Origin of the sequence: Mesorhizobium sp. M0998, from assembly GCF_040318885.1 — a bacterium.
Taxonomy (GTDB): Bacteria; Pseudomonadota; Alphaproteobacteria; order Rhizobiales; family Rhizobiaceae; genus Mesorhizobium.
This window is the reverse complement of record NZ_JAMYND010000014.1, coordinates 98,000-112,245: the sequence shown is the minus strand read 5'-3', so window position 1 is coordinate 112,245 and position 14,246 is coordinate 98,000. Positions and strand designations below refer to the sequence as shown.

15 protein-coding genes and 1 riboswitch are annotated in these 14,246 nt (G+C 64.0%); of the genes, 8 read left to right on the top strand and 7 right to left on the bottom strand.

What is annotated here, in order from left to right; genetic code table 11:
- Position 1 precedes the first annotated feature (1 nt).
- The 3 genes from NKH59_RS15850 (at position 2) to NKH59_RS15840 (ending at position 1,825) form a co-directional block, all read left to right on the top strand.
- On the top strand, positions 2-388 hold the full coding sequence (locus NKH59_RS15850; RefSeq protein WP_023680553.1) for an RNA-binding S4 domain-containing protein: 387 nt from the start codon (positions 2-4) through the stop codon (positions 386-388).
- 148 nt (positions 389-536) lie between these two features.
- Complete coding sequence (gene fdxA / locus NKH59_RS15845; RefSeq protein ID WP_352452512.1) at positions 537-875, top strand: ferredoxin FdxA; 339 nt, start codon at positions 537-539, stop codon at positions 873-875.
- Positions 876-1,243: 368 nt separating this feature from the next.
- A complete protein-coding gene (locus NKH59_RS15840; protein ID WP_006327799.1) occupies positions 1,244-1,825 on the top strand; it encodes a CarD family transcriptional regulator in 582 nt (193 codons plus the stop codon).
- 78 nt (positions 1,826-1,903) lie between these two features.
- On the opposite strand, the gene NKH59_RS15835 is transcribed toward NKH59_RS15840, so the two are convergent.
- The 3 genes from NKH59_RS15835 to NKH59_RS15825 form a co-directional block, all read right to left on the bottom strand.
- Positions 1,904-2,677, bottom strand: coding sequence for an amino acid ABC transporter ATP-binding protein (locus tag NKH59_RS15835; RefSeq protein WP_352714394.1), 774 nt, complete (start codon positions 2,675-2,677; stop codon positions 1,904-1,906).
- A complete protein-coding gene (locus NKH59_RS15830) occupies positions 2,674-3,354 on the bottom strand; it encodes an ABC transporter permease subunit (RefSeq protein WP_023721020.1) in 681 nt (226 codons plus the stop codon). Before NKH59_RS15830 ends, NKH59_RS15835 begins: the two co-directional genes overlap by 4 nt.
- Before the next feature lie 122 nt (positions 3,355-3,476).
- Positions 3,477-4,250, bottom strand: coding sequence for an amino acid ABC transporter substrate-binding protein (locus NKH59_RS15825; RefSeq protein WP_352768306.1), 774 nt, complete (start codon positions 4,248-4,250; stop codon positions 3,477-3,479).
- Between the two features lie 324 nt (positions 4,251-4,574).
- Here NKH59_RS15825 and NKH59_RS15820 point away from each other — a divergent pair, with 324 nt between their 5' ends.
- Positions 4,575-5,432 (top strand): RNA polymerase factor sigma-32, encoded by an 858-nt coding sequence (locus tag NKH59_RS15820; RefSeq protein WP_254816490.1) that lies wholly within the window; start codon positions 4,575-4,577, stop codon positions 5,430-5,432.
- Between the two features lie 13 nt (positions 5,433-5,445).
- On the opposite strand, the gene NKH59_RS15815 is transcribed toward NKH59_RS15820, so the two are convergent.
- The 4 genes from NKH59_RS15815 to thiB form a co-directional block, all read right to left on the bottom strand.
- Positions 5,446-6,915 carry a M48 family metalloprotease gene (locus NKH59_RS15815; protein WP_352683380.1) on the bottom strand — a complete coding sequence of 490 codons (1,470 nt, stop codon included), beginning with the start codon at positions 6,913-6,915 and terminating at the stop codon, positions 5,446-5,448.
- 253 nt (positions 6,916-7,168) lie between these two features.
- Positions 7,169-7,960, bottom strand: coding sequence for a thiamine ABC transporter ATP-binding protein (thiQ, locus tag NKH59_RS15810; RefSeq protein WP_352613421.1), 792 nt, complete (start codon positions 7,958-7,960; stop codon positions 7,169-7,171).
- Entirely contained in the window at positions 7,957-9,576 is a 1,620-nt protein-coding gene (thiP, locus tag NKH59_RS15805) for a thiamine/thiamine pyrophosphate ABC transporter permease (protein ID WP_353022319.1), read from the bottom strand. The genes thiQ and thiP overlap by 4 nt, the downstream gene beginning before the upstream one ends.
- Before the next feature lie 251 nt (positions 9,577-9,827).
- Positions 9,828-10,841: a thiamine ABC transporter substrate binding subunit gene (gene thiB, locus NKH59_RS15800; RefSeq protein ID WP_352683378.1), complete on the bottom strand. Its 1,014-nt coding sequence runs from the start codon at positions 10,839-10,841 to the stop codon at positions 9,828-9,830.
- Positions 10,842-10,884: 43 nt separating this feature from the next.
- Positions 10,885-10,999, bottom strand: a riboswitch (TPP riboswitch).
- 127 nt (positions 11,000-11,126) lie between these two features.
- Here thiB and NKH59_RS15795 point away from each other — a divergent pair.
- The 4 genes from NKH59_RS15795 to NKH59_RS15780 all read left to right on the top strand — a co-directional run bounded on the left by NKH59_RS15795 (position 11,127) and on the right by NKH59_RS15780 (position 14,225).
- The gene (locus tag NKH59_RS15795; RefSeq protein ID WP_353022317.1) at positions 11,127-11,771 is read left to right on the top strand and encodes a thiamine diphosphokinase; all 645 of its coding nucleotides are present in this window, start codon (positions 11,127-11,129) and stop codon (positions 11,769-11,771) included.
- Positions 11,772-11,786: 15 nt separating this feature from the next.
- Positions 11,787-13,607 carry an ABC-F family ATP-binding cassette domain-containing protein gene (locus NKH59_RS15790; protein WP_352683374.1) on the top strand — a complete coding sequence of 607 codons (1,821 nt, stop codon included), beginning with the start codon at positions 11,787-11,789 and terminating at the stop codon, positions 13,605-13,607.
- Positions 13,608-13,683: 76 nt separating this feature from the next.
- On the top strand, positions 13,684-13,926 hold the full coding sequence (locus NKH59_RS15785; protein WP_254816484.1) for a type II toxin-antitoxin system CcdA family antitoxin: 243 nt from the start codon (positions 13,684-13,686) through the stop codon (positions 13,924-13,926).
- Entirely contained in the window at positions 13,926-14,225 is a 300-nt protein-coding gene (locus tag NKH59_RS15780) for a CcdB family protein (RefSeq protein ID WP_352450813.1), read from the top strand. Before NKH59_RS15785 ends, NKH59_RS15780 begins: the two co-directional genes overlap by 1 nt.
- Positions 14,226-14,246 lie beyond the last annotated feature (21 nt).

Below are 14,246 nucleotides of genomic sequence, written 5' to 3'. Positions count from 1 at the left end.
AATGGTCACTGATGCCCGCCAGCGCATCGACAAGTGGCTGTTCTTCTCGCGCGCGGTAAAATCGCGCACGCTGGCAGCCAAGCTGGTCGTCGCCGGACGCGTCCGCATCAATCGCGACAAAGCAGCGCAGGCCTCCGATACGGTCCGGCCGGGCGACGTTTTGACCATCACGCTGGAGCGGCGGATCTTCGTCTGGAAAGTCCTTGGCACCGGCGTACGGCGTGGCCCGGCCGAAGAGGCCCGCCTGCTCTACGAGGACATGTCGCCGCCCCCCGCGCCCAAGGGCGAGGCGCTTCCGGATGCGGTGCCGCCGTTGCGCGAGGCCGGCAGCGGTCGCCCGACGAAGAAGGAACGCCGCCAGACCGACCACCTGCTCGGCGACGATTGAGCAAGGTCGAACGCCCGCTTTGCCGGCCTTCCGGAATTCCATTCCGGAAACCGCGGCACCGCTGGCAGGGGCCGCCCTTGCCACCGGCGGACAAAGGCGTTACCTCACCAAAAAAGCCCAACAAAATGGGACGTCCCGGAGCCGACCAATGACCTACGTCGTGACCGACAATTGCATAAAATGCAAATACATGGACTGCATCGAGGTCTGTCCGGTCGACTGCTTCTACGAAGGTGAGAACATGCTCGTCATCCACCCGGACGAGTGCATCGATTGCGGTGTCTGCGAACCGGAATGCCCGGCCGACGCGATCAAGCCCGACACCGAGTCGGGCCTCGACAAATGGCTGCAGATCAACACAGAATATGCCGACAAATGGCCCAACATCACCGCCAAGAAGGAGCCGCCGGCCGACGCTAAGAATTTCGATGGCGAAACTGGCAAGTTCGAGAAATATTTCTCCCCCGAGCCCGGCGAAGGCGACTGACGAGCCTGCCGGCTGCGGCGGCCTGACGCCGCGTAACAGCCGTGATACATTAACCGCCTTGACAGGCGGCGACGGCGCGTGGCCTTCGCGCCTGCAGCAAAACCTTGATTCTTCCGACTTTTTGTGTTATATCAACTAAACATGCCGGTGACACAACGTCGATTTATGGCGCAAACGCCCCAAATCACTGAAAGGTGAATTTCTCAATCCGGACCAGAGCGATCTGGGGCAGGCGGTCGCAATGTTGCGATTTGCCGGTCCTGGCCTTTCCGGTGAGTTCATCGTTGTGTGGCTGAGGACCGGTCACCCCGGTCGCACGAGTTCGGGCCGGCACGATGCCGGTACCACAACAAGGAGTTCAGGGCGTAATGGCAACGATCACCCCGCAGAAGAAGTCCACCGCAGCGCGCCACGGTTTCAAGACCGGCGAGTACATCGTTTATCCGGCGCATGGTGTCGGCCAGATCGTCTCGATCGACGAGCAGGAAGTCGCGGGCCACAAGCTGGAGCTGTTCGTCATCGACTTCCAGAAGGACAAGATGCGCCTCAAGGTGCCGGTCGCCAAGGCGACCTCGATCGGCATGCGCAAGCTGTCGGAAGAGGATTATGTCGAGCGCGCGCTGAAGGTCGTGCAGGGCCGCGCCCGCGTCAAGCGCACCATGTGGTCACGCCGTGCCCAGGAATATGATGCCAAGATCAACTCCGGCGATCTGATCTCGATCTCGGAAGTGGTGCGCGACCTTTACCGCGCCGATAACCAGCCGGAGCAGTCCTATTCCGAGCGCCAGCTCTACGAGGCGGCCCTCGACCGCATGGCCCGCGAGATCGCGGCCGTCAACCGCATGTCGGAGACCGAAGCGGTCCGCCTCATCGAGGTGAACCTCAACAAGGGCCCGAAGCGCGGCGCCAAGGCCGACAACGAGGAAGCCGAGCAGGAAGAAGCTGCCTGAGCCTTTTCGCCCAGGAAACATGGAAAACCCGGCCTCGCGCCGGGTTTTTTTGTCTTAGCTGACCGGCGACGGGCATATCTAACCTTCGCCGCCGCCTTCCCTTTCCGCCTCGTGCTTCAGCGTGGCGATGAACCGCTTGGTCCGCTGGCGTTCCGGGTTGCTGAACAGCACCGCGGCCGGGCCTTGTTCGACGATGTTGCCGGCATCGAGGAACACCACTTCCCGCGCGATCTTGGAGGCGAGCCGCAGGTCATGCGTCGCCATCACCATGGTCGTGCCCTCGCTGGCGAGCTTGCCGAGCACGTCAACCACCTCCTGCGCCAGTTCCGGATCGAGTGCCGAGGTCGGCTCGTCGCAGAGCAGGACCTTCGGCGAAGGCGCCAGCGCCCGGGCAATCGCCACGCGCTGCTGCTGGCCGCCCGACAGGGTCGCCGGCCAGGCATCGGCCTTGTGCGCCATGCCGACTTTTTCGAGCAGGGCCAGCGCCCGTTCGCGCGCCCTCTCCTTGGGCCATTTCAGCACCGTCACCAGCCCCTCCATGATGTTCTCGATCGCAGTGCGATGCGGAAACAGCTGGAAATTCTGGAACACCATGCCGGTCTGCAGCCGCAGCCGCTGGATATCCCTGGTCGAGACCCTGCCGCCGGGATGGAATTCGAGTGCATCGTCGCCGATCCGTACCGTGCCTGAAGTCGGCAGCTCGAGCAGGTTGATGCAGCGCAAAAGCGTGCTCTTCCCTCCGCCCGACGGCCCGACAAGCGCCGTAACGCTGCCTTCCTCGATCGTGACGGTGACGCCCTTCAGCACCAAATTGTCGCCGAAACGCTTTTCGATGTTGGTGAGGCCGATCATGCGCGCGCCTCCAGGAAGCCGCCATAACGGTTGAGCCGCGTTTCCAGCCGCGCCTGCAAGGCCGACAGCACGGAGCTCATGACCAGATAGAGGGCCGCTGCCTCGACATAGAGGATCAGCGGCTCATAGGTGGTGGCGACGATGCGCTGCGCTGCCTGGAACATCTCCGGCACAGTGATGGCGGCGGCGAGCGAAGTGTCCTTGACCAGCGAGATGAAGGTGTTGGACAGCGGCGGCACGGCGACGCGGCCCGCCTGTGGAAGAATGGTGCGCCGCATTGCCTGGGCCCAGGTCATGCCGATCGAATAGGCCGCTTCCCACTGGCCCTTGGGCACCGAACCGATGACGGCGCGGATGATTTCCGACGAATAAGCACCGATGTTCAAGGTGAAGCCGATCAGTGCTGCTGGAAAGGCGTCGAGCAGGATGCCGACCGATGGCAGGCCGTAGAAGATAAGGAACAGTTGCACGAGAAGCGGGGTGCCGCGGAAGATCCAGACGTAGAAGCGGACCACGGCGACCAGCGGTTTGGGACCGAACAGCCGGACAAGCGCCACAACCAGGCCCAGGACAAGACCGAATGCAAACGACAGCAGCGTCAGCGGCACGGTGAAGATCAGTGCAGCCCATAGCAGCGTAGGCAGGGATTCCAGCATCAATTGCAGCCAGTGCGGCACGAAGGCTCCTCCTTGCCAGATTGCCGTCGCTCATATCACGCGAAAGCGGCGGGCCATCAAAAGACAGCTCGCCGCGATATGAACGACGCGGGCCGGCGTTCGGCCCACACGAGAAAGCCGTTTTACTTCGAAACGTCCTGGCCGAAATAGGTGTCGGCGATTTTCTTGTAGGTGCCGTCGGCCTTGATGTCGGCCAGCGCCTTATTGATGGCGGCCACCAGTTCCGGATCGCCCTTGCGCACGATGACGCCGGAATAGTCGGCGTTTTCTTCCTGCGCGGCAATCTTCACATTGGCGTCGGGCTTGTGCTTCTTGAAGTCGAGGAAGGACAGGCTGTCGTTGATGGTGGCGTCGGCGCGGCCCGTAAGAAGCAGCTGGATCGACTGGTCGAAGCCGTCGGTGCCGACGAGCTCGGCGCCATTGGTTTCAGCCAGCTTGCCGAAATTCGAGGTCAGCGATTGCGCCGCCTTCTTGCCCTTGAGATCGGCGAAACCCTTGATGTCGGTGTTGTCGCCGCGCACGATCAGCACCGCCTTGGAGGCGATGTAGGGATCGGAGAAAGCATATTTGGCCTTGCGCGCCTCGGTGATGCCGACCTCGTTGATGACGGCATCGTAGCGGTTGGCATCGAGACCGGCGATCAGCCCGTCCCATTTGCCTTCGAGGAACTGGGCTTTGACGCCGAGGCGCTCGGCGATGGCCCGCGCGATCTCGACGTCGAAGCCGACCAGCGCGCCGGAAGCATCATGATAGGTGAAGGGCGCATAGGTTCCTTCTGTGCCGACCTTGAAGACGCCGGACTGCTTGATCTGGTCGAGATTGGCGCCGGCGTGACCGGCGGCGATGGCCAGAACCTGCAGCGTTCCGGCGATGATGAGCGATTTGAGCCATTTCATTTTTCTGTGATCCGTCCTTGGCCGGTGTCCGGCGTCATTGCGAGTGCCGGAAAATGACAGATGCGCGATGCCAGAATAAGAAACTGAATTTCAAAAATCCCGCACCCTTGAAATCCAATTCTCAACCAGCATCTTCCGGCGCCATCCGGCTGAGTCAAGGCCGGTGGCGAATCGCCTGGAACAGCGCAATCGACATGACAGTCCGGGGGAACATTCCCCCGCATGGCACGTTCTTCGCTGTTGTAGGGCGCGGCGCCGCCATTTCAACCATCGGCGCCAACTCACGATTCGATCGCACCGCAACGCCTGAAGCAGGAGCGCGGCATGATGGAAGACAGTGCAGGACGGACCATGGTTCGCGCGGCGATGAAAGCCCCTTATCTGGAACGTGACGAAGAGCATCTCCTGGCGCTGCGCTGGAAGGAAAACAATGACCAGCACGCGCTGCACCGCATCACCGTCGCGCATATGCGGCTGGTCATTTCCATGGCGTCGCGGTTTCGCCACTACGGCCTTCCGCTGGGCGACCTGATCCAGGAAGGCCATGTCGGGCTGCTGGAGGCCGCGGCCCGTTTCGAACCCGAGCGCGAGGTGCGGTTCTCGACCTACGCGACTTGGTGGATTCGCGCCTCGATGCAGGACTATATCCTGCGCAACTGGTCGATCGTGCGCGGCGGCACCAGCTCGGCGCAAAAGGCGCTGTTCTTTAACCTGCGGCGTCTGCGCGCCCGCCTGGCAAACGGCGCCGAGCAGACGTCGAATGCCACGCTCTACCGCGAAGTGTCGGCGGCTCTCGGGGTATCGGAGGCCGATGTGGCGATGATGGATTCCCGCCTTTCGGCGCCGGACAGCTCGCTCAACACGCCGCTAGCCGACGATGCGGGCGCAACCGAGCGGATGGAGTTCCTGGTTTCGGATGACCCGCTGCCCGATGAGGTCGTCGGCGATACGATCGACGTCGAACGCCGCTCGGTGTGGCTGAAGACGGCACTCGGCGCTCTCAATGCGCGCGAGCTCAGGATTATCGAGGAACGCCGGCTGAGCGACGAGGGCGCGACGCTCGAAGCGCTCGGCGAGACCCTCGGCATCTCCAAGGAACGTGTCCGGCAGATCGAGGCGCGCGCCATGGAAAAGCTCAAGGCGGCGCTGGTAAAGCAGAATCCGGAATTTCTCGCAGCCTGAATCGCGTCGCCTGCTATTTGTCGGTGACGATCTTCACCTTGTCGCCGGCCGAAACCGCGGCACCCGGCGACAGCGCGTTGAGCACCCTGAACAAATCCAGCTTGCGGTCGACGCCGACCATCTGTGCGGCCAGGGAGCCCATCGTCTGGCCGGGCTGCACCGTGACGATGCGGATACGCAGTGGCTTCAGTGCTGCCTTCTCGGCAGCACTCAGGATGCGGAACGAGCCGCTGACCGAGCGCGCCACCGTGCTCAGCGAGGTGCTGGCCGACGGCGCAGCAGTCAGCAAGCGGTAGACCTGGCCGCCGGCGCGGATCACCGCAATGTCGAATTGCCAGCCATCGGCGCCGGCATGCGCGGTTGCCGCTTCGTTGCCGTTGATCGTCTCCTGGCGCACGCTGCTGTCGTCGAGGCCGGCAACCCAGCCGCTGCGGATGTAGTCGGTCAGCGAGCGGTCCTTGTCGATCGAAACGCCATCGAAGCGGATTGCCATGTCGCCCGGGCCTGTGGCCGTCACCGCCGCCGCCGAATTGTCGATGACGAAACCGTTGGGCACCGAGAACGACACACCGAGGCCAGGGTGCAGGAAGGTTTCGCCGCGCACGTAGCCTTCCTCCGGCGTGTCGCCGTAAAGCAGCCCGTCTACGCCGGCAAGAAATGAATCGCGGTCGCGCGACCCGACACCAGGCGCGCCGAACTGGCGGGCGTGGCGCTGCGCGAGATCGATACGCTGCGGCGTGTTGGGGTGCGTCGCCAGGAAGTCGAGGCTGGCGTCGGTGGCGCCGCTGATTGAGCGGAAATCGGTATAGGCCGACATCGACTGCAGGAAGCGGCCGGCGGCGTAGGGGTCGAAACCGGCTTCGCCGATCGACTTGATGCCGATGGCATCGGCCTCCAGCTCCTGATTGCGCGAGAACTGGGCCAGCCTCAGCTTGCCGCGGATCAGCGCCGCCTTGGCCGTCGGGTTGTCGCCGAGCACGTCCGAAACGACCTTGGTCGCCAACCCCTCTTCGGCTTCCAGCTGCTGGCGCTGCAGGCCGTGGTTGGCCGTAACGTGGCCCATCTCATGCGCGATGACGGCGGCAAGCTCGGCGGAATCGTTGGCCAGCGCCAGCAGCCCGCGGGTGATGTAGAGATAGCCGCCCGGCAGCGCGAAGGCATTGACGTTGGGCGAGTTGAGGATGGTGATGCGGTAGGTCTGGGTTGGGTTGGCCGACACCACGGTCAGTCTGCCGACGATCTTGGCCACCATGCGCTCCAGCTTGGGGTCGGAATACTCGCCGCCATAGGTGGCGAGGATGCGCGGGTGCTGCGCCTTCGCCAGTTGAGCGAGCTTGCCGTTGGCGGCGACATTGTCGACCGTGATCGGCTTGTCTGAGGGCTGAAAGCCTGATTCCTGCACGTCGGGAGGCGTGAACATCTGGCAGCTTGCCAGCGCCACGGCAAGACCGGCCAGCGCCAGAAAGCGCGCCAGCGGTTTCACCCTCCGATTGTCGATGCCGGTCGGCAGATCGGCTTCCTTTCAAGTCCTGGCACGTGACCGCGAAAATCGGGCGCGATTTCCGGAAAGCATCACGCGCAAATCAAGTGCTACGGCGTCCTTCGTGCGTCCGACAGATACGAGGCAGCAAGGGCAAATCACGGTCTAGGCCGGACCAGCTCCTGGCGGACCTAGCCACACTACCTCGACCATGGCAAGCAAGCGCCGCTTCGCCTTCCGCCGGTTTGACCATAAATTATGTCCGCTTCCGGGCAACATCTCGTGATCCAGCCGCAAACGGACCCGAGCCGATATAGCGTCGGAATGCCTCCGGTCCAGCCCCGACGAAAAAATCGGCCGCGGTGCCGGTCGCGGCAACCGTGCCACCATCCAGGAAAACCATATTTTGGCCGATACGGCGCGCATCGTCCGGCTGGTGCGTGACGAATAACACCGTCATGCGCTGCTCCGAATGGACGTCGGCCACCAGGTCGAGCATGTCGTCGCGCAGTGCCGGTCCGAGCGAAGCGAACGGCTCGTCGAGCAACAGCACCGGCCGGTCGCGCACCAGGACCCGGGCGAGCGCGACGCGCTGCCGCTCGCCGCCGGAGAGTTCGCGCGGCAGCCGGCTTTCCTTGCCGGCAAGGCCGACGCGCTTCAGCGCTGCGGCGATTGCGGCGCGGTCAGCCTCGCTCAGCCTGAGCGAAGGCGAGCGGCCGAGCCCGACATTCTGCTCGAGGGACAGATGGGCAAACAGGTTGTTTTCCTGGAACACCATCGATACCGGCCGCGCTGATGGCGGCGCAGTGCTGACGTCGGCGCCGCCGATCAGCACGCGGCCCGACCGCGGCGTCTCGAAGCCGGCCACCAGATTGAGCAGCGTCGACTTTCCCGAACCGCTCGGCCCCATGATGGCGGTGATTTCCGACGCCGGGAAATCGACATCGAATATAAGCGGCGTTTCACCATAGCTGAACGAGACATTATCGAGCCGCACGGCCGCGCCTTTTTCCACCGAAATGGACCGTTCCGGGCTGATCGGCATCATGATTTCTCCCTCCTTCCCAGCCAGTCCGCGGCCAACACCAGCGCCAGGCAGACAAGGCCGAGCAGCAGCGCCAGGCCGGCGGCATCCTCGGTGCGGTAACTGCCCATGCGCGCCAGCAGCAGATAGGGCAAGGTCTGCACGGAATCGCTGCCGAACAGCGCAATGACGCCGAGATCGCCGAGCGACAGCGCCATGGCGAACGCGAAGCCGGTGGCGAGCGGCCGCCGCAGCGACGGCCAGTCGACCAGCCGCAACCGGTTCCAGCCCGAGATGCCAAGCTGTGCGCAGAGCCGTTCGTGGCGTTCGCTCGCCGCGTCATAGGCAGGGCGGATGGCGCGGATGGCGAACGGCATCGCCATCACTGCATTGACCGCAACCACCATGACAGGGGCGATCGCAAAGACATCGCCGACGGTGCGCAGGAGCAAGAACCAGCCGGCACCGATGACGATGGGCGGCACCACCAGGACGAACCCCGCACCGGTGTCGGCCAGGTGTTCGAGCAGCGTCCTCCTGCCGCTCCGCCGGGTGAGCGCCAGCGCCCGGCGCGCCATCACCAGCGACAGCGACAACGCCACAGAGAGCAGCGCCGATAGGAGGGAGAGCACGGCACTGGTCGCCGTCGCTTGCCGCACCGCGCTCTCGCCGGCCAGGCGGCCGAGATCGGCGCCAAGCCCGGCTGCCAGCGTGGCCGCCATCGGCCCGGCGACAAACAGCAGTGCGAGCCCGATCGCCAGCGCGTTCAGCACGGTCTCGGCCGCACCGGCTGAAAAATACCGGCGCGGCGCCACCGGCAGATTGGCGTCGCCGGTCATATTGGCGCCAAGCCGCGTCAGTGCCAGCACGACGACGAAGGTCAGGGCAATCTGCAGCAGGGTCAGCGTCACCGCCCGCGCCGGGTCGAAGTCGAAACGCAGCGCCTGGTAGATGGCAACCTCGAGCGTCGTCGCGCGCGGCCCGCCGCCGAGCGTAAGCACGATGGTGAAGGAGGTGATGCACAGCATGAAAACGAGCCCGGCAACGCCCGGCAAGGCCGCACGCAGCGGCGGCCATTCGATCAGCCGGAAGGCCGGCGCAGCACCCATGCCAAGCTGGCTCGCCAGCCGCCATTGGTTAGCCGGCACGGTCTGCAACGCCTCCAGGAACAGCCGCGTCGCCAGCGGCAGGTTGAAGAAGACATGGGCAACGAGTATGCCCGACAGGCCATAGATGCCGGGCCAGCTCTGGCCGCCTAGCGCGCCCAGCGTGCCGGCAAAATAGCCGGCGCGGCCATAGAGCGCCAAGACACCGAGTGCGGCAACAATGGCCGGCAGCGCCAGTGGCACGGCGAAAAGCTGGAGGATGAAGCCTCGCCCGAAAAAACGCGGATGCCGCGACAGGGCGCGCGCGACGAACAGCGCCGGTGCGACGGAGAGCAGGGTCGACAACAGAGCCTGCCAGAGCGTGAAGCGGGCAACACGCAGGAGATAGGAATCGAAGGCGGAAGCGGCGCCGGACAGGTCGCGCGTAGCTTCGACGAGGAGCCCGGCGAATGCTCCGCCGATAAGCAGCGCGATGGCGGCGAGCGCGACGATACCGGCAGTGACGCGGGGATCGGCCGGATGACGCGTACGCATGTCGCCCTACCCGACACTACGACAGGCGTTGATCGAAGGAAATACCTGGCAAAGGCCGAGCCCACCCCTCTCTGGCCTGCCGGCCATCTCCCCCTCAAGGGGGGAGATTGCGCACTCAGCCGCCTTCGCCAATCTCACAAGTGGCAGGGCGAGGAGAGGCGACAAAGCTGCCGATCTCCCCCCTTGAGGGGGAGATGGCCGGCAGGCCAGAGGGGGGTGGCTTGGCGCAAACATCCGACGAGGCTTGAGCCCTACCTGCTCATCGCCGCAAGCCACTCATCGACCCAGGCCTTGCGGTTGGCCGCGACGTCTTCCGGGCTGAACAGCAAGGTCTTGGTCGGCTTGACCAGCTTGTCGAACGCCGGGTTGAGCGGCTTGTCGGTTTTGCCGGCCGGGAACATCCAGTTGGTTTCGGGAATGACATCCTGGAATTTCGGTCCGGTCATGAAGGCAATGAACTTTTCCGCCAGCGGGTTCTTCGCGCCCTTGGTGGTGATCCCCGCGACCTCGATCTGCAGATATTCGCCCTCCTCGAAGGACGCCGCCTGGTAGCGCTCGGTGTTTTCGGCGACCATGTGGTAGGCCGGCGAGGTCGTGTAGGACAGCACCATCGGCGCCTCGCCCTTGGTGAACAGGCCGTAGGCCTCGCTCCAGCCCGGCGTTACCGTCAGCACCTTCGCCTTGAGTTTGGCCCAGGCTTCCGGCGCCTTGTCGCCATAGACCGACTTGACCCACAGCAGCAGGCCAAGGCCCGGCGTCGAGGTGCGCGGATCCTGGATGACGATCTTCTCTCCGGCATCGCCCTCGACCAATTCCCTGAGGCTCTTCGGCGGGCTCTTCAGTTTTTCGGTGTCGTAGACGACGGCGAAATAGCCATAGTCGAACGGCACGAAAATATCGTCGCTCCAGCCGCCCGGTACATTGACGCCCGAGACGGCGCCGTGCGGCGAAAACAGGCCGGTTGCCTTGGCGTCGGCGGTTAAGTTGGTATCGAGGCCAAGTACGATATCGGCCTTGGTCGCGGCGCCTTCCAGCTTCACACGGTTGAGCAGCGCCACGCCGTCGGCGACCGAGACGAATTCGACGACGCAACTGCATTCGGCCTCGAAGGCCTTCTTCACTGCCGGTCCCGGACCCCAATCGGCGGTGAAGCTTTCATAGGTATAGACCGTCAGTCTATCCTGTGCCGATGCCTGCCCTGGCAGGGCGAGCGCGGATGCCGCAAGCAGGACAATTGAGACAAGAGAGTGGAAAAAACTGCGCATCGGCGCCTCCTTCGTTCGCGTTGAAAGGAATTGAGGCGTCGGGCTGTCCGAAACGTCTAATCCCTCCGCCGGTACAAACCGGATCAGGTTCAGCGGGTTGGCAGTCTTGCCTCTCAGCCGGTCCGCGAAGATCGCGTCCGGCACCCCGTTAGAGCGTTGCGACACATAGGCCCGGCCGAAGTGCTGCGCAAGCGGAAGTTTGCCGGACATCCAAAGCCCAGCCTTCCGTTTCGTCTGCCGTTTCATCTTCCGTTTCCGGGGCAGGGCTGGTAAGGGCCACGAGATATGAGCACATTCACCATCCTGCTTGGCGGCGATCTCATCCGCACGCCGCTGCTCGACCGCCAGGTCGAAGGCTCGCGCGTCATCGCCGCCGACGCCGGCATCGGTCATGCCCGCATGCTGGGCCTGAGGCCGGAACTCTGGGTCGGCGATTTCGATTCGGTGCCTGCCGATTTGCCGGAAGATCTGGCCGCCGTGCCACGGCAGGTATTTCCCGCTGAAAAGGACAAGACCGACGGTGAACTCGCTATCGCCGCCGCGCTCGAACGCGGTGCGACAAGCCTTGTGCTCGCAGGCGCCTTCGGCGGCAAACGCACCGACCACATCTTCCTGCATCTGGCGCTGAGCGTCCGGCTGGCGGAAGGCGGAACGGAAGTGCTTTTGACCAGCGGCGCACAGGAAGGCATTCCTTTGCTGCCTGGAAAGACTGGCTCCGACTATGCCGACGGCACGCTGTTTTCGGTGCTCGGCTTTTCGGATCTCGCCGGCCTGACAGTCACCGGCGCCAAATGGCCGCTCGACCATGTCGAGGTTGCGTTCGGCTCGTCGCTGACCATTTCCAACGAGGTCAAGGGCCGGCTGGAAATCGCGCTGGCCAGCGGCCGCGCGCTGCTGCTCGCGCATCCCTACCCTCTTCCGGAAAGCTGAGCCCAGAAAGCTGATATGGCGCCGCCACTTCTCAATCTCGACGGGATAAAGCTGACCTTTGGCGGCACGCCGTTGCTCGACGGTGCCGCCTTGACGGCCTCGGCTGGCGACAAGATTGCCCTGGTCGGCCGCAACGGCTCTGGCAAGTCGACGCTCCTCAAGATCGCCGCCGGGCTGATCGAACCGCAGGATGGCGAAGTCTTCCGCCAGCCCTCGGCAACCGTGCGCTACTTGCCGCAAATGCCCGACATGGACGGTTTTGCGACCGTCCGCGCCTATGTCGAGGCGGGGCTCGGGCCCGCCGACGATCCCTACCGCGCCACCTATCTGATGGAGCATCTCGGCCTGACCGGCGAGGAACGGCCGAACGACCTTTCCGGCGGCGAGGCGCGGCGCGCCGCCCTCGCCCGCGTCATGGCGCCGGAGCCCGACATTCTCCTCCTCGATGAGCCGACCAATCATCTTGACCTTTCGGTCATCGAATGGCTGGAGGAGGAGCTTGCCCGCACCTCCTCGGCACTGGTCGTCATCTCGCATGACCGCCGTTTTCTCGAGCGCGTGTCACGCGCCACAATCTGGCTCGACCGCGGCCAGACCCGCCGTCTCGACAAGGGCTTTGGCTATTTCGAGGAATGGCGCGACACGGTGCTGGAGGAGGAAGAGCGCGAGCAGCACAAGCTCGGTCGCCAGATCGTGCGCGAGGAGCACTGGCTGCGCTATGGCGTGACAGCGCGGCGCAAGCGCAACATGCGCCGGCTCGGTGAGTTGCAGACCATGCGCCAGCGCTTTCGTGGTCATCGCGGCGCCGAGGGTGCGGCGACGATGACAGCCAGCGACGCCGCCGAATCCGGTAAGCTGGTGATCGAAGCCAAGAACATCGAGAAGACCTTTGGCGATCTGACCGTGGTCAAGGGATTCTCGACCCGAATCCAGCGCGGCGATCGCGTCGGTCTGGTCGGGCCGAACGGCGCCGGCAAGACGACGCTGTTGAAGATGCTGACCGGCGAATTGAAGCCGGACGCGGGCACGGTGCGGCTCGGCACAAATCTGGAGATCGCCACGCTCGACCAGAAGCGCGAAGCCGTCGACCCGCAGGAGACATTGGCGCAGTATCTCACCGACGGGCGCGGCGAGAACCTCGTCATCAATGGCGAGCAGCGCCACGTCGTCTCTTACATGAAAGACTTCCTGTTCAAGCCGGAACAGGCGCGCACGCCGGTGCGCGAGCTTTCGGGCGGCGAGCGGGCGCGGCTGATCCTCGCCCGCGTTTTGGCGCGGCCGGCAAACCTGCTTGTGCTCGACGAGCCGACCAACGACCTCGACATGGAGACGCTGGAGCTGCTGCAGGAATTGGTCGCCGGCTTTGCCGGCACGGTGATCCTGGTCAGCCACGATCGCGATTTCCTCGATCGCACCGTGACCAGCATCATCGCGCCGGATGGTGACGGCCGCTGGATCGAATATGCCGGCGGCTATTCCGACATGCTGGCGCAGCGCGGCGGCACCAGGCTGGACGACCGCAAGGCGCGACCAAAGGCCGAGACGGGCGACGCGACGGCGGCAAGCAGGAACGAAGCGGCCGCACCGAAGGGCCCGGCCAAGAAACTGTCGTTCAAGCAGAAATTCGCGCTGGAAACCTTACCCAAGAAGATCGAGGCGGTGTCGGCCTCGATCTCGCGGCTGGAGAACAACATCGCCGATCCGGCCTATTACGAGCGCGATCCGGCCTCGTTCCAGAAGACGATTGCCGCGCTCGACAAGGAGCGCGTCACACTGGCAGCGCTCGAGGAGGAATGGCTGGAACTGGAAATGCTGCGCGAGGAGATGGAGGGGTAATTCGCGAGTTCAAGCACCTTGTCATTGCGACTAGAGAGGAATGCGCATATGTTATGCGCATACTGTGGAGGTGATCATGCGCAAGATAGCTGTGAATGCGGTTCGCCAGCCGGCAAATCTCTCGATCGACTCAAAGCTCATGAAGGAAGCCAAGGGGCTCGATGTGAATGTCTCGCGCGCCGCTGAAGCCGGCATCGCCGAGGCCGTGGCCGCCGAAAAGACGCGGCTGTGGAAGCTTGAGAACCGCGCGACGATAGATGCGTGGAACGAATATGTCGAAAAACACGGTATTCCGCTGGCAGAACATCGGCAATTCTGATGGCGCGCTACGACGTCTTCGCGGGTAGCATCGAAGGCGGCTATCTCCTCGACGTCCAGGCCGATCTGCTAGACCATTTCAAGACCCGGGTGGTCGTCCCGCTTCTGCCGGCTGCGATGGCGCCATCACCAATGCGAAAGCTCCATCCGATTTTCGAGATCAATGGTCGGAAATTGGTCATGGCCACCCATTTGATCGCCACGGTTGCGGCGACGGAACTGGGCGAGAGCCGACTGAATCTGACGAGGCATCACGACGAGATCGTGGCCGCGCTCGATATGCTGTTCCAGGGCTTCTGAGCCAGAGAGGCGTTGGGCTGG

Coding starts and splice junctions, on each gene's coding strand:
- thiP (WP_353022319.1), bottom strand. CDS start 9,576: ATGCGTACGCGTCATCCGGCCGATCCCCGCGTCACTGCCGGTATCGTC.
- NKH59_RS15780 (WP_352450813.1), top strand. CDS start 13,926: ATGGCGCGCTACGACGTCTTCGCGGGTAGCATCGAAGGCGGCTATCTC.
- thiB (WP_352683378.1), bottom strand. CDS start 10,841: ATGCGCAGTTTTTTCCACTCTCTTGTCTCAATTGTCCTGCTTGCGGCA.
- NKH59_RS15785 (WP_254816484.1), top strand. CDS start 13,684: ATGCGCAAGATAGCTGTGAATGCGGTTCGCCAGCCGGCAAATCTCTCG.
- NKH59_RS15840 (WP_006327799.1), top strand. CDS start 1,244: ATGGCAACGATCACCCCGCAGAAGAAGTCCACCGCAGCGCGCCACGGT.
- thiQ (WP_352613421.1), bottom strand. CDS start 7,960: ATGATGCCGATCAGCCCGGAACGGTCCATTTCGGTGGAAAAAGGCGCG.
- NKH59_RS15825 (WP_352768306.1), bottom strand. CDS start 4,250: ATGAAATGGCTCAAATCGCTCATCATCGCCGGAACGCTGCAGGTTCTG.
- NKH59_RS15850 (WP_023680553.1), top strand. CDS start 2: ATGGTCACTGATGCCCGCCAGCGCATCGACAAGTGGCTGTTCTTCTCG.
- NKH59_RS15835 (WP_352714394.1), bottom strand. CDS start 2,677: ATGATCGGCCTCACCAACATCGAAAAGCGTTTCGGCGACAATTTGGTG.
- NKH59_RS15820 (WP_254816490.1), top strand. CDS start 4,575: ATGATGGAAGACAGTGCAGGACGGACCATGGTTCGCGCGGCGATGAAA.
- NKH59_RS15795 (WP_353022317.1), top strand. CDS start 11,127: ATGAGCACATTCACCATCCTGCTTGGCGGCGATCTCATCCGCACGCCG.
- NKH59_RS15790 (WP_352683374.1), top strand. CDS start 11,787: ATGGCGCCGCCACTTCTCAATCTCGACGGGATAAAGCTGACCTTTGGC.
- fdxA (WP_352452512.1), top strand. CDS start 537: ATGACCTACGTCGTGACCGACAATTGCATAAAATGCAAATACATGGAC.